The organism is Pseudidiomarina sp. CB1 (genome assembly GCF_024752025.1).
Classification (GTDB): Bacteria; Pseudomonadota; Gammaproteobacteria; order Enterobacterales; family Alteromonadaceae; genus Pseudidiomarina.
Genome location: NZ_JANTPU010000001.1, coordinates 1,578,404 through 1,602,695 on the forward strand (window position 1 = coordinate 1,578,404; position 24,292 = coordinate 1,602,695).

The following is a 24,292-nucleotide window of genomic DNA, read 5'->3' on the forward strand; positions in this document are numbered from 1 at the left end:
CATTAGCACCGCCCGGAAAAATAAACAAGTTTTTTACATTTATTTTGATTCGCATCTTTTGCCTCGCTCGTGGTATCTTTACGCGTAAAGATTACGTAAGGACTCACTATGACTGAAAGCCTTTCTACAGCGCTATCTGGTCGCCATGTATTGGTGGCTGTGAGCGGAGGCATCGCTGCCTACAAAAGTCCCGACCTTGTGCGTCGCCTGCGTGAAGTAGGTGCTATCGTGCGAGTTGTGATGACCAAAGGCGCACATGCCTTCATCACGCCTTTGAGCTTGCAGGCAGTGTCGGGGCATCCAGTGCATGATGACTTGCTTGACCCATCGGCAGAAGCGGCCATGGGGCATATCGAGCTGGCCAAATGGGCTGATGTCATTTTAATTGCGCCAGCAAGTGCCAATACTTTAGCTCGTTTGGCGCACGGCCTAGCCGACGACTTATTAAGCACACTTTGCTTAGCAACCACTGCGCCGATTATGGTTGCTCCGGCCATGAATCAACAAATGTGGTCGGCCCCAGCAGTCCAAGACAACATGAATCGATTACATGCACTCGGCATCCACGTGGTTGAACCAGAAAGTGGTTCGCAAGCCTGCGGCGACGTAGGCGCGGGACGTATGCCCGAGCCTTTGGCATTACGCGATGCAGTCGTCAACCTTCTGGCCCCCGCCGACGCGCCCTTACAAGGGCTGCACCTGCTACTAACGGCCGGACCAACACGCGAGGCCATCGACCCAGTTCGTTATTTGAGTAACCACAGTTCCGGCAAGATGGGTTATGCCCTAGCAGCACAAGCACGTCGACTAGGCGCGAAGGTGACGTTGGTCAGCGGACCAACCCAGTTGCCAGCCCCCCCAGGGGTAACTTTAGTGTCCGTCGAAAGTGCGCAAGAGATGCTAGAAGCGGTTGAGCAACGCGTCGCTGATGCCAACGTTTTTATTGCGTGTGCTGCCGTCGCTGATTATCGACTTGCTTCAATTGCGCCAGACAAGATCAAGAAAAATACAGACAACATGCAACTCGAGCTGGTTAAGAATCCCGACATCTTGGCCACCATCGCAGCCCGTGATAATCCCCCAATGTGCGTGGGCTTTGCAGCTGAAACCAACGATGTCGCTCACTATGCAGCTGACAAGCTCAAGCGCAAAAAGCTCGCCTTAATTGCGGCCAATGATGTGAGTGACCGCAGCATAGGTTTTCACAGTGACAGCAATGCGATGACACTGTTTTGGCAAGACACTCAAGGTACGCTACAACAACAAGAACTCACGCGCGCACCAAAATTAAGAATAGCGGAAGCCATCTTGCGTAAAGTGAGTGAATTATACGGAGAGAGAAAACACTAATGACCACCAAACCGAATCGCAAAGAGCAGATCCTCGCGACGCTAGCGCACATGTTAGAAACGAGTCCTGGCCAGCGTATCACCACCAAAAGTTTAGCCGCGGAACTGGGGGTATCAGAGGCAGCATTGTATCGCCACTTTCCCTCTAAAGCCCGTATGTTTGAAGGCTTGATCGAATTCACTGAAGAGGCAGTTTTGAGCCGCATCAATCAGGTCATGGAAGTCGAAAAGGACACTTTGGTACGCTGTGAAATGATGCTGCGAGTGGTGCTCACCTTTATCGAGCGGAATCCAGGAATTACACGGGTATTGACCGGTGATGCATTGATGGGTGAACACGAGCGCTTGCGTTCACGGGTGCAAAATCTGTTCACAAAAATTGAATCAAATATAAAGCAGGCACTACGTGAGCGGCGTATGCGTGAAAACGTACAAAGCCGACTAGATGAGGCGGTTCTTGCAAACCTACTGATGGCTTATGCCGATGGTAAAATTGCGCAGTTCGTTCGTTCCGAATTTAAGCTTAAGCCAACGCTTGAATTTGATGCGCAATGGCAAACCATTGCACACCAATTACTCTGACGTTTTCGCGCGGCTCAGCAGGTTCATCGCAGCCTGCTGTGGCGTGGTATCCCCATAAAGCACATCGTAGATCTGCTCGCAAATTGGCATTTCTACGTCATTACGTCGCGCCAACATGACAACTTCTTTGGTATTACGATAACCCTCAACCGCTTGACCGATCGACTGCATTGCTTCATCGACACTCTTGCCCTGTCCGAGCGCTAAACCGAAACGCCGATTGCGCGATTGATTATCCGTACAGGTTAAAATCAGGTCACCAAGGCCCGCCATACCGGTAAAGGTTTCCGGCTTTGCGCCAAGCTTCAAACCCAGCCGTGTCAGCTCAGCAAGACCGCGGGTGATCAGTGCTGTCCGCGCGTTGGCGCCAAAGCCGATACCATCGGCCATCCCCGCTCCGATGGCGATCACATTCTTGACAACGCCACCGAGCTGTACACCAATAAAGTCGTCATTGGTATACACTCTGAAGCTACGATCGCAATGCAATAGGTCGGAAAGCTCTTGGACAAATGCAGGGTCTGTCGACGACATTGAAATTGCAGTGGGCAAGCCTTTCGCCATTTCCATTGCAAAGGTCGGTCCGGAAAGAACTGCTAGCGCGTGCTCGTGGCCTAAAATTTCCTCTGCAACTTCGAATAGCAAGCGGCCTGTGCCAGGCTCTAGGCCCTTGGTCGCCCAAGCTACTCGTGCATCACGGCGTATCAGCGGCTTAATCTCTTGTAGTACCTCGGCAAAACCACCACTAGGCACAACCACAACAATGTTACGCGCATCTTCGACCGCGGTTGCAAGGTCACTGGTAACCTGCAAAGTATCGGGGAGCTTGATACCCGGCAAATAACGATGATTTTCGCGTTCCTTCGCCATCAACTGAACTTGTTCAGCGTCGCGCCCCCACAAACATACTGGGCTTCCGTTGCGCGCAAAACAAAGTGCTAGGGCAGTTCCATAAGAACCGGCGCCTAGCACTGTCACTTGAGTATTTTTCATTAGTGGTTTACGAACCAGCTAACTTATGCGTCTGCTTGTTCAGCTGCTTGCTGCTGACGCTGTTGCATGTGCTGTGCAAATACTGCGTCAAAATTAACCGGAGCAAGGTTCAATTGTGGGAACGTTGCACGGCTTACTAGGCTAGACAAGCACTCACGCGCATACGGGAACAAGATGTTCGGGCAGAAAGCACCTAGTAGCTGAGCACGCTGAGCTTCTTCGATTGAATCAGCAATAGTGAAAATACCCGCCTGATGAACTTCAGCCAAGAATGCAACATCATCACCAACCTTGTTGGTTGCAGTGATTTTCAACACAACTTCATACGTATTATCTTCGAGCTTGTTGTTTTTCACGTTCAGATCAAGGTTCAGCTCTGGCTGCCATTCTTTACGGAAAATATCTGGTGCATTTGGCGATTCAAAAGAAACGTCTTTAGTGTAGATACGTTGGATTGCAAATGCTTGTTGCTGTTGCGCTTCGTCTTGAGCGGCGCCGTTTACTTGCTGTTCATCAGCCATGGTTATACTTCCTATTAACTATACGAAAAGACAAATTATTTTTTAACGAGCGGAAAACTTGCGCCCTGCCAGGCAGAGATTCCACCTTGTAATAAGGCAACGTTTTCATAGCCCGCTTTAGTGAGCTGCTGAGCAGCTGCTTTTGCGGTCATGCCGGTTGCACATACCACCACGATGGGGGCGGATTTATATTTATCAAGTGCAGCCGTGTCATTTTTCCGGATCCGCTCAGCAGGTAGATTAATGGCACCATGGATGTGAGCTTTACGATACTCGTCTACCGAGCGGATATCGACAAACACGCCGTCATTACGATTCACCAACAACGTCGCTTCCTGTGCTGACAATACTTTCACTTTCGAAGTGGCTGCAGAAACATAAGAGACAATAATCGCAATCAACAAAACCACCCATAAGATACTCATCAAATAGTGGTCGGCGGCAAAAGCAAGAAGTTGATCCATGGTTATTCACTACTCCTACTGAAAAAATCAAGCACAAGAGTATACCGTCTGAAATGTCAGTTACCAGTAAAATTTGGCGGCATTTCGACCGACAGCGGGTGCGTTGCGGCAGAAAATCGCATAAACTAATGACTTATCAAGCACAACCTAAAAGCAAGCAACTTCGAGGATGTTTCATGGCGAAGCCGCATACTCCCTTAGCCCTTTTAATTCTTGACGGTTGGGGCCACCGTGAAGCAGCAGCGGACAATGCAATCGCTGCCGCTAACACACCGAATATGGATGCCTTATGGCAGCGTTATCCGCACACCTTGGTGGATGGTTCCGGTATGGCGGTAGGGTTACCCGACGGACAGATGGGAAACTCGGAGGTGGGCCATGTTAACCTTGGAGCAGGCCGTGTTGTGTACCAAGATTTCACCCGTATCAGCAAAGCCATCGCCGATGGTGAATTTTTTACCAATCATGTCCTCACCGATGCTGTCGATGCCGCGCGTGCCAATGATGGCGCCGTTCACATTATGGGACTGCTCTCGCCAGGTGGCGTGCACAGCCACGAGGACCACCTGCTGGCCATGGTCGAGCTCGCTGCGCAACGTGGCGTGAAGCGCATCTACGTACACGCTTTTTTAGATGGTCGTGACACCCCTCCACGTTCGGCTAAACCATCCATCGAGCGCTTCGAACAATTGTTCAGTAAGCTCGGTGTGGGTCGTTTCGCGAGCCTATGCGGCCGTTATTACGCTATGGATCGTGATAAACGCTGGGATCGTGTCGAACAAGCTTGGCAAGTGATTGTTGAAGGCGAAGCACCTTTTCAAGCGGATAGCGCAGGAGTTGGCCTAGCACAAGCTTACGAACGCGATGAAAGTGATGAATTTGTGAAGCCTACGCGCATTGGTGATGCTGCACCAATTCAAGACGGTGACAGTGTGGTATTCATGAATTTTCGTGCCGACCGCGCACGCGAGCTAAGCCATGCTTTTATAACGGAGGGCTTCGACGGTTTTATCCAATCTCGCCGGCCAAAGCTTTCGGCTTTTGTGTCGTTGACCGAATACGCTAAAGATATCCACAGCCAGGTCGCTTTTCCTCCAGAAGAGTTGAATAACGTACTTGGCGAGTGGCTTGCGAAGCAAGGTTATACGCAACTCCGTATTTCAGAGACTGAAAAGTATGCGCATGTGACCTTTTTCTTTAGCGGTGGTCGTGAGCAAGAGTTTGACGGTGAAACACGCGTGCTTGTTCCTTCACCGCAAGTGGCTACATATGACTTACAGCCAGAAATGAGTAGCGAGGAGCTGACCGATAAACTCATTGCGGCGATAGAAAGCGGCCAGCAAGACGTGATTATTTGCAACTACCCGAACGGTGATATGGTCGGCCATACCGGTAATTTTGACGCGGCGGTGAAAGCCGTCGAGGCTGTCGACCGCTCGATTGGACGAGTCATTGAAGCGCTCCGCAAGGTTGGCGGTGAATGCTTGATTACTGCCGATCACGGCAACGCTGAGCAAATGCAAGACCACAATACAGGCCAATCACACACCGCTCACACCAGCGAATTGGTGCCGTTTATTTATGTTGGACGAGATGCGAATGCGCGTGATGGTGGCACCCTCTCAGATGTGGCACCAACCATGTTGCACCTGCTTGATATCAAACAGCCGGAAGAAATGACCGGTACACCCATCGTCACGCTGAAATGATGAAGCTAGCCATGCGTGCGTTGCTCATTGCTTTACTGCTCCTTCCCGCGGTGGCGAGCCATGCATGGCAAAATTCCAGCCAAGGTGCCAGTCAAGAAAGCGCGGCTGAAACGCAGGCGCGTATTGACGCTATCGCGCGCGAACTTGAACGGCGCCAGGCGGCGATGCAACAGCGTGCCCGTGAGCTCAGTACGACCGAGCGACAAGTGCAACAGCTTGATAAAAAAATTGCCGCAGTTGCCAGTGAGCTTGCCGAACTCGACGATGCTTTGCGGCGCACTCAGCAACGCATAAACAATTTAGAACAACAACAAAGACAGCTTCGTGACGAACAAGCGGAGCAACAACAATGGCTTGCAAAGCAAGTCGATATGGCCTACCGCATCGGTGAGCATGATTTATTAAAGCTTATTCTCAACCAAGAAGAACCTGCCGAATTCGAGCGTTTACACGGCTATTACGGCTACTTTAATCGTGCGCGCTTAGCAAAGCTTGATGCACTTAAAGCGACCCAGCGCGAACTGGCGCAAGTCACGGCACAGGTCACCAGCGAGCAACAGGCGCTTGCGCAGCAAAAAGCAACGCAGGAGCAACAACGTAAACAACTCGAAACGCAAAAGACTGAGCAACAAAAGCTGGTAAGACGGCTCAACCAAGAACAGCGCCAAGATCAAAGTCGCATCGCCCAACTTGAGCAAGATCAGCGTGAGTTAGAAGAAGTCCTTACGGCGATCATTGCGGCGTTGCGGGACGAGCCGCAACTGAACGGTTTAACACGCTTGAAGGGACAGCTAAGCTGGCCTGCTCAAGGAAGCGTACAACGCATTTTTGGTCGCTCCCGAAGTGGTGGGGTGAAATGGAAAGGTATTCTTATTGACGCCAGCGAAGGCACCCCAATTAAAGCTATCGCCGACGGCCGCGTCATTTATGCCAATTGGATGCGGGGTTTTGGTCTGCTCTTGGTCCTCGATCACGGTGACGGCTATATGAGTTTGTACGGCCATAATCAGACGATATTACCCAACGTTGGTGAGGTGGTCCGCCGCGGTGAGGAAATTGCCCGCGTCGGGCAAAGTGGTGGCCGCGAAAGCCCAGCTTTGTATTTTGAAATCCGTGTTAAAGGTGACCCTGTTAACCCGACCCAATGGATGCGTTAGATGAACCGTAGTCTTGTCTTTTTGCTGCTGTTGAACTTGCCCATGGCAACCGCTAAAGAAGCAACAACAGCGACGCCACCAGTAGAATTACCGCAGGCAAAACCACGCATTGCAATCGTCATCGATGACTTAGGCCACCACGCCGACAACCACGCCTTTGTTGCGCTAAAGTACCCATTAACTCTTGCTATCATGCCGTTTAGCCGAAAGGCCGAGGAATTAGCTGCAGCGGCAACCAAAGCAGGGCATGAAATTATGATCCACATGCCCATGCAACCCGAATCTTTGCCTCAGCAAGCCCAAGAAGTGCTCGATATTCAGGACACTAAAGCACAGTTCATTGCTACCCTCAGTGCTGCGTTTTCACGTCTTCCGCAAGCTAGTGGGCTGAACAATCATCAAGGTAGCCTGATGACGGCCGAAGAGGCACAAATGTCTTGGCTTATGCATGAGCTTAAGCAGCGACAAATGTACTTTCTCGACAGCCGCACGAGTGTGGCAACTGTTGCCGAAGCCACTGCGCGCAAACTTGGTGTGCCCAGTAACCGTCGCCACGTTTTTTTAGACAATGACCCTAGCCCCGCAGCCATCGCTCAGCAATGGCAACAAGTTGAATATATAGCCAAAAGCCAAGGCTATGCCGTTGTTATTGGCCACCCCTATGCTACGACCTTGGCATTTTTACAGCAGCTTAACGACCAGCACGTAGATAACTTCGAATTTGTTTACTTTTCAGAATTACTCGAGGAATAACTAAGAGGTTTCTTGTTCCAGCTGGGTCAGTAAGATCAAGGCTTCTTTGCGAGTTGAACCGCATACCGAACGTTCCGCAGTAAAGTCCGCGCAAACCTTTGGCCGATCGGGATGATGAAAGATACCACAGAGGTTATTTTCGGTAAGGTGAATACAACGAATGCCAGCTGGTTTCCCGGCTGGCATTCCTGGTATTGGCGAGCTAATCGACGGTGCAATGCAACATGCACCGCAACCGACACGGCATTCCACGGCCTATGCCATGGCCATGCGTAACTTCTTCATCGCATTCGCTTCAAGTTGGCGTACACGTTCAGCAGAGACTTCATACTTGTCAGCAAGTTCTTGCAACGTCGTCTTGTTCTCTTCGTCTAACCAACGTGCGCGTACGATATCTTGGCTACGCTCATCAAGGGTCTTGATCGCTGATAGCAAACGCTGTTGCGTGTAAGCTTGGTATTGCTCTTGTTCAACTTCTTCAGCTAAATCTGAGCGCTTATCTTCAAGATATTGCGCTGGCGAATAAGTTGAGCCTTCGCGCGCATCGTCATCATCAGAGCTAAGCTCAAACGCTTGGTCATGAGCGCTCATACGCGCTTCCATTTCCATGACTTCAGACGTGCTTACACCAAGCGTTTCCGCAACGTTATTGACTTCTTCTTGCGTAAACCAACCTAAACGTTTCTTCATTTTACGCAAATTAAAGAATAGCTTGCGCTGTGCTTTGGTGGTCGCAATTTTCACAGTACGCCAGTTCTTCAGCACATACTCGTGAATTTCAGCTTTGATCCAATGCACGGCAAATGACACCAAGCGTACGCCAACCGATGGGTCGAAGCGACGCACGGCTTTCATTAGGCCGATGTTACCTTCTTGAATCAGATCAGCCTGTGGCAGGCCATAACCTGAATAACTACGCGCCACATGCACCACGAAGCGTAAATGCGACATGATGAGCTGGCGAGCAGCTTCTAAATCATTTTCTTCAGTTAACCGTACTGCCAAACTGTGTTCTTCTTCAGCTGTAAGCATAGGAATGCGGTTGACCGACGAAATGTAAGCCTCAAGGCTTCCGCCGCTTTGCGGTACTGCTAATGCCATGTTTGTCATTTCAGTGCTCATGCAACAACATCCTCTCTTTGCTGGTAACTACCGACTCTGGATTGCGTTCTTTGTAGTCACCGATTCAGACTCTTTTTAGCCTGAAAAGTTCCCTCATTCTAGCAAATCTGACGCTGCTGACAATGGGATCCTCGTGATCATCTTGTTACTTACATGGGGCTATTTTACTGGGGTTCAATAGCTCTGACATGTTTTCTTACAGCAATGTGCGATCCTAACAGGCCCAAACCTATAGCTAACGCCCAAATCACGCCCATTTCAGCCAGATTGAGCCCTGTTAAACGAAATTGGCTATCGTAAAGATCAGCAATATCACGCACCGCCCCACTCAACCACCACAATAATGCAGCGGTTGCTAACCAAGTGATCACCCCGCCGACAATTCCATACCACAAACCGGTGTAGAGAAAAGGTCGCTGAATGTAGGCGTCAGTCGCGCCGACAAGCTTCATCACCATGATTTCATCGCGTTTGCTGCTGATATTCAAACGAATGGTGTTGCCAACAATCAGTACCACCGCAATACAGAGCAATAGTGCAAGTCCGAGAAAGCCATCACGAACGAGTTGGACAATCGCTTGAAAACGTTGTAACCAACCGACATCGAGCCGAGCCTCATCGACTTCTCGCTGTTGCTTTAACTCTTGTAGCAAAGCTTCAGCTGCGGCCGGCGAGCGATGCTCTTCTTGCGGCGTAACAAGTAATACGTCGGGTAATGGATTGCTATCAAGAGTTTCAAGCGCCTCACCAAAGCCAGAACGTTCACGGAATTCAGCCAAGGCAGTCGCTTTATCAATAAGCCTCGTCTGCGCAACCGCTTCATTGAGTTCGATACGCTTGGCAAACGTCGAAACTTGTTGTTGATTCAAATCCTGCCTTAAAAAGACTGTTATTTCAGAAGCCTGCTGAAAGTTTGCCCCCACACTGTCGGTGTTTTTCACAATCACGTACAGCGTCGCTGGCAAGGTCAAGCTAAGTCCAAGCACCGCCATGGTCATCAACGATGCAAAAGGATAACGCGCCAGTTCGCCTAAGCTTCCAATACATTGTTGGGCATGGTGAAGCCAAAACGTCACAAAACGCCGCCATGCAGAAATCTTTACCTGTTGAGCGCCTTGCTGACGCGCGCGAAAAAGCACACTCATGCGGACTCCTCCGCTAGGCCATCATCAATCATACGGCCTTCTTTCAAGGTCAGCGTACGATAACGCATGCGTGCAATGAGACTTAAATCGTGGGTCGCAATGAGCACAGAAACGCCAACCCGATTAAACTCTTCAAATAATTTGATGATTTCAGCTGACAGTTTCGGGTCGAGGTTACCGGTGGGTTCATCAGCCAACAGAAGCGGTGGCTTGTTTACCACTGCGCGAGCAATCCCGACCCGCTGCTGTTCACCACCGGAGAGCATCATGGGATAGTGGCGGAGTTTATCGCCTAAGCCGACTTTCTCGAGCGCAGCTTGCACGCGTTTACGTGCTTCGCTCATGCTGTAGCCTTCGATCAACAAAGGCAACGCAACATTGTCAAAAACGGTGCGGTCCATCAGCAGGCGATGGTCCTGGAAGATCATGCCAATATCACGGCGAGCGTAAGCAATTTGATTGCGCTTAATACGTTTTAAATCATGCCCGTTAATGAGCACACGCCCAGTCGTCGGCCGCTCCATTAAGCTGATGAGCTTAAGTACAGTACTTTTACCTGCCCCTGAATGGCCGGTTAAAAACGCCATTTCACCCGCTTCAAGCGAAAAACTCACGTTTTTTAACGCTTGAAAACCACCGGCATAGACTTTACTGACTTGCTCAAATTGAATCATTCGCCCTGCGGCTCCTCTTTTGATTCCTCAATAGCTCTTTGGAACAAAGCTTGCACAAATGGCTTCGCCTCGAATGGACGCAAGTCATCGATACCTTCGCCCACGCCAATATAACGAATCGGGATATTAAATTGGTCAGCAATTGCGAAAATCACCCCACCTTTAGCGGTGCCATCGAGCTTCGTCAACGTGATGCCACTCACGCCTACCGCCTCAGTAAACAGTTTTGCTTGGCTAATGGCATTCTGACCGGTTCCCGCATCGAGCGTTAACATCACTTCATGGGGTGCGTTTTCATCAAGTTTTTTCATCACGCGAACGACTTTCTTCAACTCGTCCATTAAATGCGCTTTGTTCTGCAAACGCCCTGCAGTGTCAGCAATAAGTACATCGACATTGCGCGCCTTGGCCGCTGCGACTGCATCATAGATAACCGAAGCACTATCTGCACCGGTATGCTGAGCAACCACCGGTATAGCGTTGCGCTCGCCCCATACTTGTAACTGCTCAACGGCAGCAGCACGGAACGTATCGCCGGCGGCCAACATCACTGACTTACCTTGCTGACGGAATTGTTGCGCTAGCTTACCAATAGTGGTGGTTTTACCGACACCGTTCACGCCGACCATCAAAATCACATAAGGGCCTTCTGCGTTTTGCGGCAATTCTAGCGGTTGTTCGACTTCTTTGAGTATCTCGACCATATCATCTTGCAGCAACTGATACAGCGTTTCAGCATCTTTGAGCTGGCGGCGATCTGCTTGTTCGGTTAAACGTTCCACAATACGCATGGTCGTTGGCACGCCAATATCAGCCGTAAGTAACTGGGTCTCGAGCTCCTCAAACAGCTCATCATCGATTTTTTTATCTTTAAAGATGCCCCATAGGCCGTCGCCAATCGCCGTTGAGGTCTTTTTAAGTCCGCTCGTTAGGCGCTTCCACAGACTTGGCTTCGACTGCTCTTTTGTCGGCTGCCGTTCTGGCTCTGGCTCCGGTTGGGGTAACGGCGTACCCGCAGCACTTTCAGCTGTCACCTGGGCACAAATCTCGGTCGCATCAGGCGCCACCACCTCAGCGACTGAGGGTTGTTCCGGTGCAGCCGACGCATCTTGAGATACTGCTTTATGTTCATCAATCTCATCAACTGTTTCTGGCGAAACATCATCTGGGATGGCTTCGTTAACGGGCGCCTCATTAACGAATGGCTCTGGCTCCGGCGGCGTTTGTTCTGCTTGCTTCTCTAGCTCAGCTTGCTGCTCGCTTTTGTCCTGCTGCGTTTCGTCTTTGTCTTTTTTGAACAAACGCGAAAAAAATGATCCTTTAGCCATGCCTTGTTTACCTTTGGAAGTTCACTGCGAGTCAGTTTACAATGGCGCCAGTTTAACATGTACGCTGGCCGACGGCATCTGCACTTGCTGCTCGCGACAGTCTGAATTGAGGGTTACTTTAGCATGCGACGGCAGGCAAACAAGCAGAAAAAACCAGCACGCGCTAGTGTCAGCCAGTTGCGAATTATTGGTGGTACTTTGCGGGGCCGGAAATTGACCATTGCTGATTTGCCTGGTCTTCGCCCCACCACTGATCGCGTGCGCGAAACGGTGTTTAACTGGCTGCAATTCGACATTGCCGGGCAACGTTGCCTCGATCTTTTTGCCGGCACTGGCGCGCTGGGCTTTGAAGCACTATCGCGCGGCGCCAGTGAGGTGGTGCTGGTTGAGCAACAACGCCAAGCGGCGCAAACCCTTGGCCAGCACGCGCAAGAACTCAATCCGCAATGCGTGGGAACGCTATCCGTAGAAAATACTGATGCGCTAAACAAGCTCCGATCTCAACCCACTAAACCCTTCGATATTGTCTTTATCGACCCGCCTTTTCGCAGCGACTTAGCTGCACCGAGTTGCGCACTTTTACAACAAAACGGTTATGTGCGTGACGGCAGCTGGGTCTATTTGGAAACCGAGAAGGAGTGGCCGCTGCAGGTTCCCGCAAACTGGTCACTAGAACGTGAAAAAACCGCCGGACAAGTCTGTTACCGATTATTTTTAGTAAGGGGCTCAAGCGAGTCCCATGAGGATCAAGAATGAGCGCATTAGTTTGGATCGGACGTATCGTGTTTGCCGGGATTTGGGGCGCCATGCTAGCTAATTTAGTGTGGCCCTTTCCCGGCAAAGGCTATGCTTTATTTCTTATTTTATTGTTCTTGTTGATCGCTCTACATCTATTGCAGTTGCTGATGTTTGCAACGGTCTACCGCGAACACATCCAATGGCGGCGCGGTGACTATTGGCAAATTCTCTTGTTTGGCGTCATCGGCTGGCTAGCGATTGTGCAAGCGCAGCCGAAACGTAAAACGTCTTAGCTTTCGCTATCTCGCTCCATACCAATATTGGTGATCCCTTCGGTCACCACCATTTCTTGTAACTGGCGCACCATCGCTTGGCTTGGTGGCGCTTTACTCGCCTGCATAGCCTCTAAAAAATCGACCAACGCCTGCTGTACTTCGATTTCGTAAACCGCAAGCTCATGCTCACGGAGCATCTGGCGGCGTGCTTCCGGCTCCATGTCAGCACCTTCAGTTAGCTCTAAGAACTTGGCGACACCGGCTTGCGAAACCTTAGCCACACTGACCAAGTCTGCAGAGCTTTTATCAATAAAGCCTTGCAGCATAATGCTAATTGCAGTGCAGGCATCCATTGCTGGGTAAACACCGAGCATGTCGTGACCGTGCTCACTTGGCGTTATATCATCGACCTTTTCTTGCCAGCGGCTAAAATTCACTTTCACTTTTTTACCTTGCCAACTCCAATCCCAGCATGCGTTTAACGCACCACGCAACGGCTGTGGGTCGCCAAAGCCAGTTACTTGATGAAACAATTCGTAGTTCGGGTACATACGCTCACATAAGTACAAAGCGGCTAATACTTGATAACCGAAATCGAGTTCACGTAACCGTTGAAAAGTGTTGAGTGCCAAAGTGATTTCCTCTCGTTGACGAATGCCTCACAGTGTAACAGATTAAAGGATTGTACCCGGTGATTTTCGTCAGTACACTCATAGCATCATTGTAATTTCAGGCCCCCCGCAGTGGAACTGCGGGCTACGCGAGGTGGTGATGGTTGAGTTTAAGGATGTAAGTGCGGCGGCGGATCGTATTGCCGCACGGGCGGTTCGAACGCCGGTGAAACAGAGCCAAGCATTAGATGCAGCTTTGGGCTGTCACGTTTACCTCAAGTGCGAGAATGAACAAAAGAGCGGCGCTTTTAAGTTTCGCGGCGCATGTAATGCACTGCTGCAACTGTCCCCTGAGCAACGTGCCCAAGGTGTGGTAACCGTTTCTTCTGGCAACCACGGCGCAGCGCTTGCCGCGGCTGGTCAGATGCTCGGTGTTCATGTGACCGTCGGCGTCGCTAAGAACGCTTCACCGGTGAAACGCACCAATATGCTTCGCTATGGCGCAGAAATCATTGCCATAGAGCCCGGCATGAAGGCTCGTGAAGCATTTGTTACTGAACAGTTGGCGCAGGGGGCAATCGTCGTCCCACCGTATGACCATCCGGATATCATCGCTGGCCAAGGTTCCGCTGCTCTGGAACTTATGGAAGAATATCCGCATTTATGGGGCATTGTGACACCGCTTGGTGGCGGCGGCTTGTTGAGTGGCAGCTGCTTGGTTGCTGAGCATTACGACGCTTCTTGCTATGGCGTAGAGCCCGAGCTCGCCAGTGACGGTAAGCAATCCCTTGAGGCTGGTGAAATTCAGCCCGCCATGCCACCGCAAAGCATCTGCGACGGCCTACTTACCAGCTTAGGCAAGCACACCTTTGCGATTATCAAAGAGAAAGTTTCAGATATTCTGCTCATTAGCGATGCCGAGGCACAAGCAGCACAAGCGTTAGTCGAAGAAACGACAGGTATGTGGATAGAACCCAGCAGCGCCACCGTCATCGCAGCACTCAAACGCTACCCCGAGATCTTCAAAGAAAAACAAGTAGGCGTCATCATCTCCGGCGGCAACTGCCTAAAGTCTTAATGAACAGCAAACAACGCTCTTCGTTACTTAGCGAAGAGCCCAGAAAGATCAGCAAACGCCTTAAACTCCAATGCATTACCGCTAAAGTCATAGAAAAACATGGTTGCTTGTTCGCCTGGCTGGCCTTCAAAGCGAATATGCGGCTCAATGACAAACTTGATGCCAGCGGCGGCAACACGGTCAGCTAAAGCGCGCCAGTCGTCCATGGTCAATACCACACCAAAATGCGGAACTGGAACGGCGTGGCCGTCAACAGGATTATGATGCGCAACACCAGTGCGCTCAGGGGCAAGATGAGTCACGAGTTGATGACCGTAAAAATTCCAGTCCACCCATTCCGCGGCTGAGCGACCTTCGCTGCAACCAAGAATGGTGCCATAAAACTCGCGAGCGCGTGCAACATTATCAACTGGAATCGCTAAATGAAAAGGTCGTAAGGCGGAATCGACTGAGCTCATTAACGGATCTCGTATGAAAGATTTTTAGTGTTTGAGTGTCATCACTGCAGTTGGGCGACGCCACATACGCACGCCGACAGCAGTTACTAATAACATCCAATTCAATGGTGGAACCATTCCACACAATAGTACGGCAAGCATACTCCACAATGGCTGGCGATAATGACGACCGACCAGCACATAAAACAACAATGCCGCCACTAAACCTTGTAATAAAAGAAGGCTAAGAGGCATAGGATAACCCTTGTTTCTGTGTCTGTTTTTATTGTCGGATTAGCCTACCGTAACTTCATGCAATTGTAAAAGAATGTAAATGCGCCTTTAATATCAAGCGTTTAGAGCTTGATCTAAGTCAGCAATTAGATCTTCTACGTCTTCGATGCCCACCGAAATACGTACAAAATTATCGAGAATTCCCAATTTTTCGCGATTCTCTTTTGGAATCGAAGCATGGGTCATGATCGCCGGATGCTCAATTAGACTTTCCACCCCACCAAGGCTTTCCGCCAACGCGAAAATTTCCACACTTTCTAAGAAGCGACGTGCTTTTTCAATGTCACCTTTCAGCAAGATCGAGATCATGCCACCAAAGCCTGACATTTGGCGCTTCGCCAACTCGTGCTGTGGATGGCTCTCAAGGCCCGGGAAGATTACTTTTTCAACCTGCGGGTGTTGCTCAAGCCATTGCGCAATCGTCATAGCAGCTTCATTGTGTGCTTTCATGCGCAATGCAAGTGTTTTAACGCCGCGCAAGGCAAGGTAGCTGTCAAAAGGACCGGCAATTGCACCCACAGAGTTTTGTAAGAAGGCCATTTTCTCAGCTAATTCTTCGTTGTCGCCAACAACAGCTACACCACCCACCATGTCTGAGTGACCATTCAAGTATTTAGTCGCCGAGTGCATCACAATATCAGCACCCATAGCTAATGGCAGTTGGTTATAGGGCGTGGCAAACGTATTATCGACGACCACGATGATGTTGCGACCTTTTGCCACGTTCACAATCGCTTCGATGTCGACCAATTTCAGCATTGGGTTACTTGGTGTTTCTACCCAAATCATCCGGGTTTTGTCCGTGATCGCCGCTTCGACTGCACTGATATCACTCAAATCCACATAAGAGAAATTAAGCCCAGCAGAGCGACCACGAACCTTATCAAACAAACGGAAAGTTCCGCCGTATAAATCGTCCATTGCTACCACATGGTCGCCGCTATCGAGCAATTCCATAATAGTTGATGTTGCCGCCATACCAGAACCAAAAGCGAATCCGCGACTACCGCCTTCAAGGCTTGCCACTGCACGCTCCCAAGCAAATCGGGTTGGATTGTGCGAGCGCGAATATTCAAAACCTTGGTGTACGCCCGGGCTTTCCTGAATGTATGTTGAGCTGGTAAAGATCGGTGGCATCACGGCGCCGGTTGCTGGCTCAGGTGCCTGGCCGCCATGAATAGTCTTGGTTGCGAATTTCATCTTCTTAGCGTCTGCCATTACTTACTCCTCCAGCAGATTTTGAGCGGCCATCCACTCGTCATTGTATAGTTTCGATAAATAGCGGTTACCCGTATCACACGCCAAGGTCACCACACGCTTCGGCTCGGTCTGTTCACGACAATAGCGTAATGCAGCAGTAATCAAGGTGCCGCTTGATGAACCCACCATCACGCCTTCTTTTACGAGTAGCTCACGCGCTGTTTGAAATGCGTCTTTGTCGCTGACCGCATAAGCTTTGTTGGCTAATTTGATATCGCAAATGTCAGGGATAAAATCCTCACCAATACCTTCAGCAAGCCAGCTCCCCGCCTCTACGGTTTCGCCACGATTCACCAATGGCTCTAAAATGGACCCCTCTGGATCGGCCAAAACCAAATCGATGTCAGCGTTTTGTTCGCGCAAATAACGGCCAATACCGGTAAGCGTACCGCCTGAGCCAACGCCACAAACAAAGGCGTCTAGATCGCCCTCCATTTGGTTCCAAATCTCCGGCCCAGTTGTTTCATAATGCGCTTTTACGTTCGCTTCGTTGGCAAATTGGTTCACGTAAAAGTAGCCATTTTCCTCAGCTAAACGCGCCGCCATATCTTGATAGTACTCAGGATGACCTTTTTGTACGTCTGAGCGCGTGCGTACAACATCTGCACCCATAGCCTTCAAGTTATTGACCTTCTCAGCCGACATTTTGTCCGGCATCACTATTTTTAAAGGGTAACCTTTGCTCGCCGCGACCAAAGCTAAGCCGAGACCGGTGTTACCCGCCGTGGCTTCAATGATCGTCATGCCCGGCTTGAGCTTGCCTTCCTTTTCGGCAGCTTCAATCATGCTTACAGCGATGCGATCTTTTATCGAACCACCTGGATTCATGAGTTCCAGCTTGAGATAGAGCTCACATGGACCCGTGTCCATGTTGCTGACTTTCACCATTGGCGTGTTGCCAATCATTTCGAGTACGTTTTGATAAACTCGCATGTTATTTGGTCCATTCTCTTTGCAACGTTGCCGCATTATCGCACGATGGTGCCCTAAGATGCCAATCACAGACGCTACTTGCATCATGCTTTTTGCTATAAGTTATGGCACATTAGTTTTATCTTTTGCGAACCGACTGCCCAAGGGGGCAACATGACTTTACCATCAGTAATTTGCAAAGCGGGTCTACTTGCTTGTGCGACATTAACTGTCGCGGCGTGCCAACCACCGCAACCATCAACCCATGATGCCTTTATGGCTAAGTTCCAACCCTATTGTGGCAAAGCCTATGCCGCCGAGGTGGTCGCTGACAATCAGCCTAGTGAGGCATGGCAGCAGGAACTTGTGGTACATATTCGCGACTGTGAAGCCAACGTCATTCGTATGCCGTTGCACGTCGGTGAAGACCGCTCTCGCACGTGGGTGCTCACGCGCACCGAACAAGGTATCGATTTCCAGCACATTCACCTACATGAAGACGGTACCGCAGATGATGTTTCGCCGTACGGTGGTCATACTGTGGCTAGTGGTGACGAGAACATGCAAGCCTTTCCGGTTGACGAAGCCAGCAAAGCCTTATTTACGTTAAACGGCCTCGATGTCTCGACCAACAACACTTGGATTATCTCGTTTGAGGGCGAGACCATGTATTATGAGCTCACTCGCCCAGGCCGCGAATTTAGGGTGGCGGTTGACTTGTCGCAACCAATAGCCGAACCACCAGCAGCTTGGGGTTATCCGCCTTAGTCTTATTGAAGGAGCCGTGTGTGATTCTTGATTTACGTAGCGATACCGTCACGCAACCCACCGCTGCCATGCGCGAAGCCATGGCTGCGGCACCTGTGGGTGATGATGTTTTCGGCGATGATCCAACGATTAACGCCTTGCAAGAGCGAGTTGCTGCTATGGCTGGTAAGGAAGCAGCACTTATTGCCAGTAGCGGTACGCAAACCAACTTGTTGGCCTTGCTAAGCCATTGCCAACGCGGTGAGGAGTATTTGGTCGGTCAGGAATACCACACCTATCGTTACGAAGCCGGCGGCGCCGCCGTGCTTGGTGGCATTGTGCCACAGCCCTTTGAAATAGACGCTGACGGCACCTTAGATTTAGCAGCCGTCGAACAACGTATTAAACCTGATGACCCGCACTTTCCGATTACGCGGTTGTTAGCGCTTGAGAACACGCACACGGGTAAAGTTATTCCGCAAACCTATATGCAGCAAGCGCGGGCATTGGTCGATAAACATGATCTGAACTTGCACTTAGACGGCGCTCGGGTCTTTAACGCAGTGGTTGCCACCGGCAGTTCTCTTGCTGAACTTTGTGAACCTTTCGATAGTGTCTCGATTTGCTTTTCGAAGGGACTCGGCACGCCGATTGGTTCAGTTTTAGCTGGCGATCGAGACTTCATCGCCCGCGCACACCGTTGGCGTAAAATGCTTGGCGGCGGTATGCGTCAAGCGGGCATCGTTGCAGCCGCTATGGACTACGCACTCGATCATCATGTGGAGCGTTTAGCCGATGACCACGCCAATGCCTTGGCTCTCGCTGAAAGCTTAAGCCAACTTGAGGGCATTCGCGTCGAGCCAGCACAAACCAATATGGTCTATGTAAACTTCGAATCTGTCGAACAGGCTCGAAAAGTGAGTGAACACTTACGCAAACACGATATTGTCGTCGGCACTGCTCAGCGGATGCGTTTGGTAACCCATTTGGGTATTCCCGCAAACGCTATCGAGCAAATCGTTGCGGCTTTGCACAACGCACTGGCTCAGAATTAATTCGCCAACGAGCTTCAGAGCTCCTGTAACTGTTGCAGTAAGCGATCTAGCGCGCGGTAACTTAGCGCTTCGGCTAGGTGATTTTTGTTAATATGTTCAACCTCGGCGGCATCAGCGATGGTGCGGGCTAAGCGCAGAACCCGGTGGTAGGCGCGATGCGACAGCTTAAACCGCTCAATCGCGGCAACCAGAAAGCTGTGGTCCTCATCGTTTAAGCGGCAATACTCGGCAAGTTGTGCCGTTTTGAGCTCAGAATTTAGGCAGCCTTGGCGGCGCATTTGGAGCGCCCGTGCCTTAGCAACTTGCTTACGAAGTTTGGGTGTCTGCGGCTGTTGCTGTTGATGTTGTCGCTTCAATACATCGGGCTGCCGCGGTACGTCTACTTGCATATCCACACGGTCCAGCAAAGGCCCCGAGAGCCTACCGAGGTAACGCGTTATTTGATCAGGTGTGGCACGGGCACTCGCTAACGTGCCGTCAAAGTGTCCACAGGGTGAAGGATTCAGAGCACACACTAATTGAAATTGCGCCGGAAAGGTTGCTTGATAACCTGCGCGGCTGATCGACACCTGCCCTGACTCCAATGGCTCGCGCAACGAATCAAGTACATGCCGCGAGAACTCAGGGAGTTCATCGAGGAACAATAGCGACTTATGCGCTAAGGAAATCTCGCCAGGTTGTGGTGGCGAGCCACCGCCCACTAAAGCCGCCGCAGAACAAGAGTGATGCGGTGAGCGCAAGTTGCGTTCAAGCCATGCGCTGGGATGTTGAGCATTGTAATTATGCCCTGCAACACTGCGGATCGCGGCCACTTCTAGTCCTTCAGTGTCAGTCAGAGGCGGTAATAGTCCCAGCAAGCGCTGCGCTAACATGGTTTTGCCAGTCCCCGGAGGCCCAACAAAGAGCACGTGATGACCGCCCATTGCCGCGAGAATCAATGCACGCTTCGCTTGCTCTTGACCAATGACATCAGCTAAGTCGCCATAAAAATGTTGCTGCTCGCTTGGCTGCAAAGCTGCCAGATGCGGCAGATGATTGGGACCACGCAAGTGCTCGGTCACGTCGCGCAGACTCTCGGCAGCAACACATTGCTGCTCACGTACCACACTGGCTTCGGTTTGATTGGCCAAAGGAATGACAGCTTCACGACCTTGCTCGCGACACGCCAACATGGCTGGCAATATGCCCGGTACGCCACGCAGTTCGCCGTTCAGTGTAAGCTCACCATAAAACTCACGAGAGACCACCGCCCTTTCACTAATTTGCCCGTCGGCAACCAAGATGCCAATGGCAATGGCCAAGTCATAGCGCGCACCATGCTTCGGTAAGTCTGCAGGAGCGAGATTGACGGTGATTTTTTTACCGCGAGGGAACTCAAATTCACTCGCCTGAATTGCCGATCGCACCCTATCCCGCGCCTCTCGTACGCCAGCGTGCGGCATGCCCACCACCGCAAAAGCCGGCAATCCCGAAGCCAGGCAGACTTCCACCGTCACCAAGGGTGCTTCCATGCCGTAGAGTGCACGCGTGAACACCCGCGCAATCGAAATTGTCGTCCCTGCCATAACCCTGCCTCTCCTTGGCTAAAACACCAAGTCTAGCGCAGACACGAACACGCTACCTGTGCGTTATAACCTCAATCGCTGTAATTTTGCGCTGTGCAATCGGAATGGTCTTCAGTCGTCATTTCTGTGTAATAAAGCTTCGTTAAATTGTTGGCATTAAAAGTAGAGACGTAGCCTATGTCACTTGTCGAACTTCTAAAAACACAGGCATTAACGACACATTTCCAGCCGATCATCGACACCTACCGTGCAAATTTAATCGGCTATGAAAGCTTAATTCGCGGACCTGTCGGGCATCGCTTGGAAGTTCCCGAAAGACTTTTTGCGGAGTCCGAGTCTCTCGCACTGCGTGATACCTTAGAGAACTATTGTTTACTGGCTGCCGTACGCAATTTCGATACAAAGAAGTTCGCTGGGTCTTTGTTTATTAATATCAACCCGAATTTACTATCTCAAACGGATTGTTTAAACGTTTTAAATCAACTCCCAGAGAAAACCGCAGCCAGCATCGTACTTGAACTCTCTGAGCATTACCCTATTGAAAATATTCAAGAACTCAAAGTGCAAATGCACCGCTTGCGCGCCGTCGGTTATCGGTTTGCCATTGATGACTTGGGTGCAGGTCACTCGAGTTTCAAATTGTGGGCTGAAGTGCGCCCAGACTATGTAAAGCTTGACCGCTACTTTATAAGCGAAATCAACAACAGTCCTTATAAACGCGAATTCGTACAGCACATCGTTACATTGGCAAAGAATTTACATGCGACGGTCATCGCCGAGGGAATCGAGACGCAAGAAGAGTTACGACAATTACAGAAACTTGGTATCTATGCCTCTCAAGGCTTTTTGATTGGTCGACCAAGCCCGTCACCGATAGCGGTACACACCTTAACCGAACGTATCAGCCATGATGACGTTGTCGACCGCTACGACGCATTAAGCACCTTACTTGAGTCGACCACGGTGATTCGTAGCGACCGTTGCATCGCCGATATTTTAGATTATTTCGAACAAAATAAACGCTTAATCGCGATACCCGTGGTGGACCACGGTAAAATTGTTGGCATTATTCGTCGCGGTCAATTTATGGAGCTAATGTCAACGCCATTTGGGCGTCCCTTATTTGCACGTAAGCCAGCGCGTACCGTGATGCAAGCCAACTTCTTAGTGGTCGATGTTCGGGCGCCTCTTGAGCAAGCCAGTGCTTTGTTGACCGAAAACGAAGACACCTTCGAGCAGCAAATCTTGATAGCTACTAACCAAGACGAATACGCCGGCATTATTCCTGTCGCAAGCTTGCTTCGCCGTATTACCGAGCTCAAAATTCAGAATGCTCGCTACGCGAATCCTCTCACGCTATTACCCGGCAACGTACCGATCAATCAAACGATTGATCAATACGTGCATGACGGCAAACCTTTCTCAGTGCTCTATTTTGATCTGAATTTTTTTAAACCTTTTAACGATGAATACGGTTATCATCGCGGCGATGCCGTACTTCAGTTGTTTGCAAACTTACTCGAAGAGTATTTTCCGAAGATTCATCACTTTGTCGGACATGTAGGTGGCGACGACTTTATTGTCATTAGCCAAGACAATGCGCTCAATTTACAAATAGTGAAGCGCTTAAAAAATGCCTTCCAAGAACAGGTTAAATCTTTCTATCGGACACCGCATCTAAAAGATAATGGAATGGTAGGTCGTGCGAGAAATGGTCGCTTCCGCAAATTTCCACTCCTCGATTTCTGTGTCGCTATTATCGCAATACCCTCAGGGACCTCGCTCTCTCATCAGGATATCGCCAGCACCGCAGCGCAAATGAAAGGACGCGCAAAGAAGGCGAAAGATGGGATTGCTGTCTACCACACCCATCAAAAAACTCTTGCGACTTTGACCAATCAGTAACTCATCGGCGAAATACAATCACCTAAGGATGTAAGTGTGGGTGTTCCGCTGATCGTTAGTTAATCAAAGCAATTAAACCGAGTAGCACTTTGCCATTTATTGTGGTGTGATTTTTTAGTATCTTCGCTGCTCAACTTGGAGTTTTTAAAATGTCAGCATCACTTCGTAGAATAAGCCGCTCACTTCATTTGTGGATATCGCTGGGTATCTTTATTCCTGTGGTTATCGTCATTGGTAGCGGTTTATTACTACAAGTTAAAAAAGAAGTGGACTGGATCCAACCGCCTACACAAAAAATGGCAGAAGGCGCGCCGACACTAAGCTTTGCTGAGATTATCGAAGCCGTTGCGCAAGTGCCTCAGGCAGAGCTTACGAGCTGGGATGATATCGATAGGCTAGATGTTAGGCCAAGCAAAGGCATCATTAAAGTACGCGGAAATAACCACTGGGAAGTACAGCTAGATGCAAAGAGCGGTGATGTATTACAAGTCGCCTACCGTCGTGCCGACACGATTGAAGCCATACATGATGGCAGCTGGTTCTTTGAAGGTGCCAAGCTGTACGTTTTCTTACCTGCTGCTATTTTGCTGTTCGTGTTATGGATAACAGGGCTGGTCATGTTAGTCACAACCCTGAAAAGCAAATACCGTAAACACTATTATCAATCAAAGCGTCAAAGATAAGTTGAGTTGCACACTCCTGCCGTGGGCAAACGCGGCTTGTTCATCTGCGCTCACATAATAGAGTTCATCGGTTAGATTACGGATGCTCGTGCTCAACACGGTGTGCTCAGTCAGTTGCCACGAAGCGCCCGCATCAACGATAACCACGCTCTCTAATGTACGCTCACCAGCAGCTGCGCCTTGCAGGTTCATGGCTTGTTCAGTAGCTAAGTCCACGCCTCCCTTAACGCCCCCTCTTCTGGCCGATGACGGACAAAAAATGCCGCCTGTTCGTATTGATCGAATAGCGTCATACCGTTTGCATCTTCGCCATTACCTGCGTTGCGATACGCCACTTTCCAATCGGTATTTCGGTGAAAGCCGGTGTAGCTGTAATCTTGACCTCGCTGATTACTACTCCAGCCGACTTGTAGTTGGTGTGCAAATGGCTCTTTAATTTGCAAGTTCACCGCACCGCCAATCGCGCCCGATCCCAAGTAGGTTGAGGCGGCGCCCGAAATAACTGCCGCCGAGCTAATAAACGAAGGAGGAATAAAATCAACACTCGCCCCCGCTCGACGATCACTTAGAATGGGGACACCGTCGATCAAGGACTGAATTCGCCAGCGAGAAAACCCGCGGATACTAATGTTCTGTAGTTGCCCGCCTTGGCCATTTAGGCTTATCAATGGTGACTGCGTGAGCAGCTCATTTAAATGAGTAGGGGTCACCAAGTGGTCTTGATCATAATCGTATTGTGTGAAGATTCGTGACAGGGTTTCGTGATAATAGGGATACTGCCCAGTTACGGTAACCCGCTCCACTTGCTGTTCGGCTTGCGCAGCAACGCTTGGCACCAGCACACAGCTAAGCGCGAAGAGGCTAGAAACTCTCAGTAGCAGTGAAGAATTGAAGTTCATGATATCCAGCAGCAAAAATAAAAAACGGCAGTGCTA

General features: G+C 50.2%; 28 protein-coding genes. 12 read left to right on the forward strand and 16 right to left on the reverse strand.

The window, feature by feature from the left end; translation table 11 throughout:
• Nucleotides 1-108: 108 nt before the first annotated feature.
• Together coaBC and slmA are read left to right on the forward strand one after the other, a co-directional pair.
• The gene (gene coaBC / locus NV375_RS07570) at nucleotides 109-1,350 is read left to right on the forward strand and encodes a bifunctional phosphopantothenoylcysteine decarboxylase/phosphopantothenate--cysteine ligase CoaBC (RefSeq protein ID WP_258807561.1); all 1,242 of its coding nucleotides are present in this window, start codon (nucleotides 109-111) and stop codon (nucleotides 1,348-1,350) included.
• A complete protein-coding gene (slmA, locus tag NV375_RS07575; RefSeq protein WP_126771894.1) occupies nucleotides 1,350-1,931 on the forward strand; it encodes a nucleoid occlusion factor SlmA in 582 nt (193 codons plus the stop codon). The genes coaBC and slmA overlap by 1 nt, the downstream gene beginning before the upstream one ends.
• Here slmA and gpsA read toward each other — a convergent pair.
• Genes gpsA through NV375_RS07590 form a run of 3 tightly spaced genes read right to left on the reverse strand, consistent with a single transcriptional unit; the run spans nucleotide 1,923 to nucleotide 3,909 of the window.
• Nucleotides 1,923-2,924, reverse strand: a complete 1,002-nt coding sequence (gene gpsA / locus NV375_RS07580; RefSeq protein ID WP_258807562.1) for an NAD(P)H-dependent glycerol-3-phosphate dehydrogenase — start codon at nucleotides 2,922-2,924, stop codon at nucleotides 1,923-1,925. The two genes, slmA and gpsA, sit on opposite strands and share 9 nt — an antisense overlap.
• 23 nt (nucleotides 2,925-2,947) lie before the next feature.
• The gene (gene secB, locus NV375_RS07585; protein ID WP_126771898.1) at nucleotides 2,948-3,445 is read right to left on the reverse strand and encodes a protein-export chaperone SecB; all 498 of its coding nucleotides are present in this window, start codon (nucleotides 3,443-3,445) and stop codon (nucleotides 2,948-2,950) included.
• 35 nt (nucleotides 3,446-3,480) lie between these two features.
• Nucleotides 3,481-3,909, reverse strand: a complete 429-nt coding sequence (locus NV375_RS07590; RefSeq protein WP_258807563.1) for a rhodanese-like domain-containing protein — start codon at nucleotides 3,907-3,909, stop codon at nucleotides 3,481-3,483.
• Nucleotides 3,910-4,085: 176 nt separating this feature from the next.
• Between NV375_RS07590 and gpmI the strand changes: the two genes are divergently transcribed.
• From gpmI to NV375_RS07605, 3 genes are read left to right on the forward strand one after another with little or no spacing between them, the layout of a single operon-like run.
• Entirely contained in the window at nucleotides 4,086-5,618 is a 1,533-nt protein-coding gene (gene gpmI / locus NV375_RS07595; RefSeq protein ID WP_258807564.1) for a 2,3-bisphosphoglycerate-independent phosphoglycerate mutase, read from the forward strand.
• Nucleotides 5,615-6,775 (forward strand): murein hydrolase activator EnvC, encoded by a 1,161-nt coding sequence (locus NV375_RS07600; protein WP_258807565.1) that lies wholly within the window; start codon nucleotides 5,615-5,617, stop codon nucleotides 6,773-6,775. The genes gpmI and NV375_RS07600 overlap by 4 nt, the downstream gene beginning before the upstream one ends.
• On the forward strand, nucleotides 6,776-7,528 hold the full coding sequence (locus NV375_RS07605) for a divergent polysaccharide deacetylase family protein (protein WP_258807566.1): 753 nt from the start codon (nucleotides 6,776-6,778) through the stop codon (nucleotides 7,526-7,528). It abuts the gene before it with no gap.
• On the opposite strand, the gene NV375_RS07610 is transcribed toward NV375_RS07605, so the two are convergent.
• The 5 genes from NV375_RS07610 to ftsY all read right to left on the reverse strand — a co-directional run bounded on the left by NV375_RS07610 (nucleotide 7,529) and on the right by ftsY (nucleotide 11,797).
• A complete protein-coding gene (locus NV375_RS07610) occupies nucleotides 7,529-7,780 on the reverse strand; it encodes a YkgJ family cysteine cluster protein (protein ID WP_258239757.1) in 252 nt (83 codons plus the stop codon). It abuts the gene before it with no gap.
• 3 nt (nucleotides 7,781-7,783) lie between these two features.
• Nucleotides 7,784-8,650, reverse strand: a complete 867-nt coding sequence (gene rpoH, locus NV375_RS07615; protein ID WP_126771909.1) for an RNA polymerase sigma factor RpoH — start codon at nucleotides 8,648-8,650, stop codon at nucleotides 7,784-7,786.
• Between the two features lie 164 nt (nucleotides 8,651-8,814).
• Nucleotides 8,815-9,795, reverse strand: a complete 981-nt coding sequence (ftsX, locus tag NV375_RS07620) for a permease-like cell division protein FtsX (protein ID WP_258807567.1) — start codon at nucleotides 9,793-9,795, stop codon at nucleotides 8,815-8,817.
• Nucleotides 9,792-10,469: a cell division ATP-binding protein FtsE gene (gene ftsE, locus NV375_RS07625; protein ID WP_126771913.1), complete on the reverse strand. Its 678-nt coding sequence runs from the start codon at nucleotides 10,467-10,469 to the stop codon at nucleotides 9,792-9,794. The genes ftsX and ftsE overlap by 4 nt, the downstream gene beginning before the upstream one ends.
• A complete protein-coding gene (ftsY, locus tag NV375_RS07630; protein WP_258807568.1) occupies nucleotides 10,466-11,797 on the reverse strand; it encodes a signal recognition particle-docking protein FtsY in 1,332 nt (443 codons plus the stop codon). The genes ftsE and ftsY overlap by 4 nt, the downstream gene beginning before the upstream one ends.
• Before the next feature lie 123 nt (nucleotides 11,798-11,920).
• Between ftsY and rsmD the strand changes: the two genes are divergently transcribed.
• Both rsmD and NV375_RS07640 read left to right on the forward strand, forming a co-directional pair.
• Complete coding sequence (gene rsmD / locus NV375_RS07635) at nucleotides 11,921-12,553, forward strand: 16S rRNA (guanine(966)-N(2))-methyltransferase RsmD (RefSeq protein WP_258807569.1); 633 nt, start codon at nucleotides 11,921-11,923, stop codon at nucleotides 12,551-12,553.
• Nucleotides 12,550-12,828 carry a DUF1145 domain-containing protein gene (locus NV375_RS07640; protein WP_258807570.1) on the forward strand — a complete coding sequence of 93 codons (279 nt, stop codon included), beginning with the start codon at nucleotides 12,550-12,552 and terminating at the stop codon, nucleotides 12,826-12,828. Before rsmD ends, NV375_RS07640 begins: the two co-directional genes overlap by 4 nt.
• Here NV375_RS07640 and NV375_RS07645 read toward each other — a convergent pair.
• A complete protein-coding gene (locus NV375_RS07645; RefSeq protein WP_258807571.1) occupies nucleotides 12,825-13,442 on the reverse strand; it encodes a YjaG family protein in 618 nt (205 codons plus the stop codon). The genes NV375_RS07640 and NV375_RS07645 overlap by 4 nt on opposite strands.
• Before the next feature lie 139 nt (nucleotides 13,443-13,581).
• On the opposite strand from NV375_RS07645, the gene NV375_RS07650 reads away from it, so the two are divergent.
• The gene (locus tag NV375_RS07650) at nucleotides 13,582-14,499 is read left to right on the forward strand and encodes a threonine/serine dehydratase (protein ID WP_258807572.1); all 918 of its coding nucleotides are present in this window, start codon (nucleotides 13,582-13,584) and stop codon (nucleotides 14,497-14,499) included.
• Nucleotides 14,500-14,522: 23 nt separating this feature from the next.
• Here NV375_RS07650 and NV375_RS07655 read toward each other — a convergent pair whose 3' ends face one another.
• The 4 genes from NV375_RS07655 to NV375_RS07670 form a co-directional block, all read right to left on the reverse strand.
• The gene (locus NV375_RS07655) at nucleotides 14,523-14,957 is read right to left on the reverse strand and encodes a VOC family protein (protein ID WP_258807573.1); all 435 of its coding nucleotides are present in this window, start codon (nucleotides 14,955-14,957) and stop codon (nucleotides 14,523-14,525) included.
• A gap of 24 nt (nucleotides 14,958-14,981) precedes the next feature.
• Entirely contained in the window at nucleotides 14,982-15,191 is a 210-nt protein-coding gene (locus NV375_RS07660) for a hypothetical protein (protein WP_126771930.1), read from the reverse strand.
• A gap of 93 nt (nucleotides 15,192-15,284) precedes the next feature.
• Entirely contained in the window at nucleotides 15,285-16,448 is a 1,164-nt protein-coding gene (locus NV375_RS07665) for a cystathionine gamma-synthase (protein ID WP_258807574.1), read from the reverse strand.
• A gap of 3 nt (nucleotides 16,449-16,451) precedes the next feature.
• A complete protein-coding gene (locus NV375_RS07670; protein WP_258807575.1) occupies nucleotides 16,452-17,510 on the reverse strand; it encodes a PLP-dependent cysteine synthase family protein in 1,059 nt (352 codons plus the stop codon).
• A 66-nt stretch (nucleotides 17,511-17,576) separates the two neighbouring features.
• Here NV375_RS07670 and NV375_RS07675 point away from each other — a divergent pair, with 66 nt between their 5' ends.
• The gene (locus NV375_RS07675) at nucleotides 17,577-18,170 is read left to right on the forward strand and encodes a hypothetical protein (protein WP_258807576.1); all 594 of its coding nucleotides are present in this window, start codon (nucleotides 17,577-17,579) and stop codon (nucleotides 18,168-18,170) included.
• A gap of 23 nt (nucleotides 18,171-18,193) precedes the next feature.
• Complete coding sequence (gene ltaE, locus NV375_RS07680) at nucleotides 18,194-19,204, forward strand: low-specificity L-threonine aldolase (protein ID WP_258807962.1); 1,011 nt, start codon at nucleotides 18,194-18,196, stop codon at nucleotides 19,202-19,204.
• A 14-nt stretch (nucleotides 19,205-19,218) separates the two neighbouring features.
• Here the strand turns inward: ltaE and NV375_RS07685 are convergent, their stop codons facing one another.
• Complete coding sequence (locus NV375_RS07685; protein WP_258807963.1) at nucleotides 19,219-20,754, reverse strand: YifB family Mg chelatase-like AAA ATPase; 1,536 nt, start codon at nucleotides 20,752-20,754, stop codon at nucleotides 19,219-19,221.
• Nucleotides 20,755-20,946: 192 nt separating this feature from the next.
• Between NV375_RS07685 and NV375_RS07690 the strand changes: the two genes are divergently transcribed.
• Both NV375_RS07690 and NV375_RS07695 read left to right on the forward strand, forming a co-directional pair.
• Nucleotides 20,947-22,674, forward strand: a complete 1,728-nt coding sequence (locus NV375_RS07690; protein ID WP_258807577.1) for a bifunctional diguanylate cyclase/phosphodiesterase — start codon at nucleotides 20,947-20,949, stop codon at nucleotides 22,672-22,674.
• Between the two features lie 149 nt (nucleotides 22,675-22,823).
• Entirely contained in the window at nucleotides 22,824-23,357 is a 534-nt protein-coding gene (locus tag NV375_RS07695) for a PepSY-associated TM helix domain-containing protein (protein WP_258807578.1), read from the forward strand.
• Here the strand turns inward: NV375_RS07695 and NV375_RS07700 are convergent.
• A complete protein-coding gene (locus NV375_RS07700; protein ID WP_258807579.1) occupies nucleotides 23,340-23,573 on the reverse strand; it encodes a TonB-dependent receptor in 234 nt (77 codons plus the stop codon). The two genes, NV375_RS07695 and NV375_RS07700, sit on opposite strands and share 18 nt — an antisense overlap.
• On the reverse strand, nucleotides 23,564-24,256 hold the full coding sequence (locus NV375_RS07705; protein WP_258807580.1) for a TonB-dependent receptor plug domain-containing protein: 693 nt from the start codon (nucleotides 24,254-24,256) through the stop codon (nucleotides 23,564-23,566). Before NV375_RS07705 ends, NV375_RS07700 begins: the two co-directional genes overlap by 10 nt.
• Nucleotides 24,257-24,292 lie beyond the last annotated feature (36 nt).

Coding starts and splice junctions, on each gene's coding strand:
- NV375_RS07650 (WP_258807572.1), top strand. CDS start 13,582: ATGGTTGAGTTTAAGGATGTAAGTGCGGCGGCGGATCGTATTGCCGCA.
- rsmD (WP_258807569.1), top strand. CDS start 11,921: ATGCGACGGCAGGCAAACAAGCAGAAAAAACCAGCACGCGCTAGTGTC.
- rpoH (WP_126771909.1), bottom strand. CDS start 8,650: ATGAGCACTGAAATGACAAACATGGCATTAGCAGTACCGCAAAGCGGC.
- NV375_RS07590 (WP_258807563.1), bottom strand. CDS start 3,909: ATGGATCAACTTCTTGCTTTTGCCGCCGACCACTATTTGATGAGTATC.
- NV375_RS07690 (WP_258807577.1), top strand. CDS start 20,947: ATGTCACTTGTCGAACTTCTAAAAACACAGGCATTAACGACACATTTC.
- NV375_RS07640 (WP_258807570.1), top strand. CDS start 12,550: ATGAGCGCATTAGTTTGGATCGGACGTATCGTGTTTGCCGGGATTTGG.
- coaBC (WP_258807561.1), top strand. CDS start 109: ATGACTGAAAGCCTTTCTACAGCGCTATCTGGTCGCCATGTATTGGTG.
- NV375_RS07675 (WP_258807576.1), top strand. CDS start 17,577: ATGACTTTACCATCAGTAATTTGCAAAGCGGGTCTACTTGCTTGTGCG.
- NV375_RS07695 (WP_258807578.1), top strand. CDS start 22,824: ATGTCAGCATCACTTCGTAGAATAAGCCGCTCACTTCATTTGTGGATA.
- gpsA (WP_258807562.1), bottom strand. CDS start 2,924: ATGAAAAATACTCAAGTGACAGTGCTAGGCGCCGGTTCTTATGGAACT.
- ftsY (WP_258807568.1), bottom strand. CDS start 11,797: ATGGCTAAAGGATCATTTTTTTCGCGTTTGTTCAAAAAAGACAAAGAC.
- NV375_RS07655 (WP_258807573.1), bottom strand. CDS start 14,957: ATGAGCTCAGTCGATTCCGCCTTACGACCTTTTCATTTAGCGATTCCA.
- secB (WP_126771898.1), bottom strand. CDS start 3,445: ATGGCTGATGAACAGCAAGTAAACGGCGCCGCTCAAGACGAAGCGCAA.
- ftsX (WP_258807567.1), bottom strand. CDS start 9,795: ATGAGTGTGCTTTTTCGCGCGCGTCAGCAAGGCGCTCAACAGGTAAAG.
- NV375_RS07670 (WP_258807575.1), bottom strand. CDS start 17,510: ATGATGCAAGTAGCGTCTGTGATTGGCATCTTAGGGCACCATCGTGCG.
- NV375_RS07660 (WP_126771930.1), bottom strand. CDS start 15,191: ATGCCTCTTAGCCTTCTTTTATTACAAGGTTTAGTGGCGGCATTGTTG.
- slmA (WP_126771894.1), top strand. CDS start 1,350: ATGACCACCAAACCGAATCGCAAAGAGCAGATCCTCGCGACGCTAGCG.
- NV375_RS07665 (WP_258807574.1), bottom strand. CDS start 16,448: ATGGCAGACGCTAAGAAGATGAAATTCGCAACCAAGACTATTCATGGC.
- NV375_RS07600 (WP_258807565.1), top strand. CDS start 5,615: ATGATGAAGCTAGCCATGCGTGCGTTGCTCATTGCTTTACTGCTCCTT.
- gpmI (WP_258807564.1), top strand. CDS start 4,086: ATGGCGAAGCCGCATACTCCCTTAGCCCTTTTAATTCTTGACGGTTGG.
- ftsE (WP_126771913.1), bottom strand. CDS start 10,469: ATGATTCAATTTGAGCAAGTCAGTAAAGTCTATGCCGGTGGTTTTCAA.
- NV375_RS07605 (WP_258807566.1), top strand. CDS start 6,776: ATGAACCGTAGTCTTGTCTTTTTGCTGCTGTTGAACTTGCCCATGGCA.
- NV375_RS07705 (WP_258807580.1), bottom strand. CDS start 24,256: ATGAACTTCAATTCTTCACTGCTACTGAGAGTTTCTAGCCTCTTCGCG.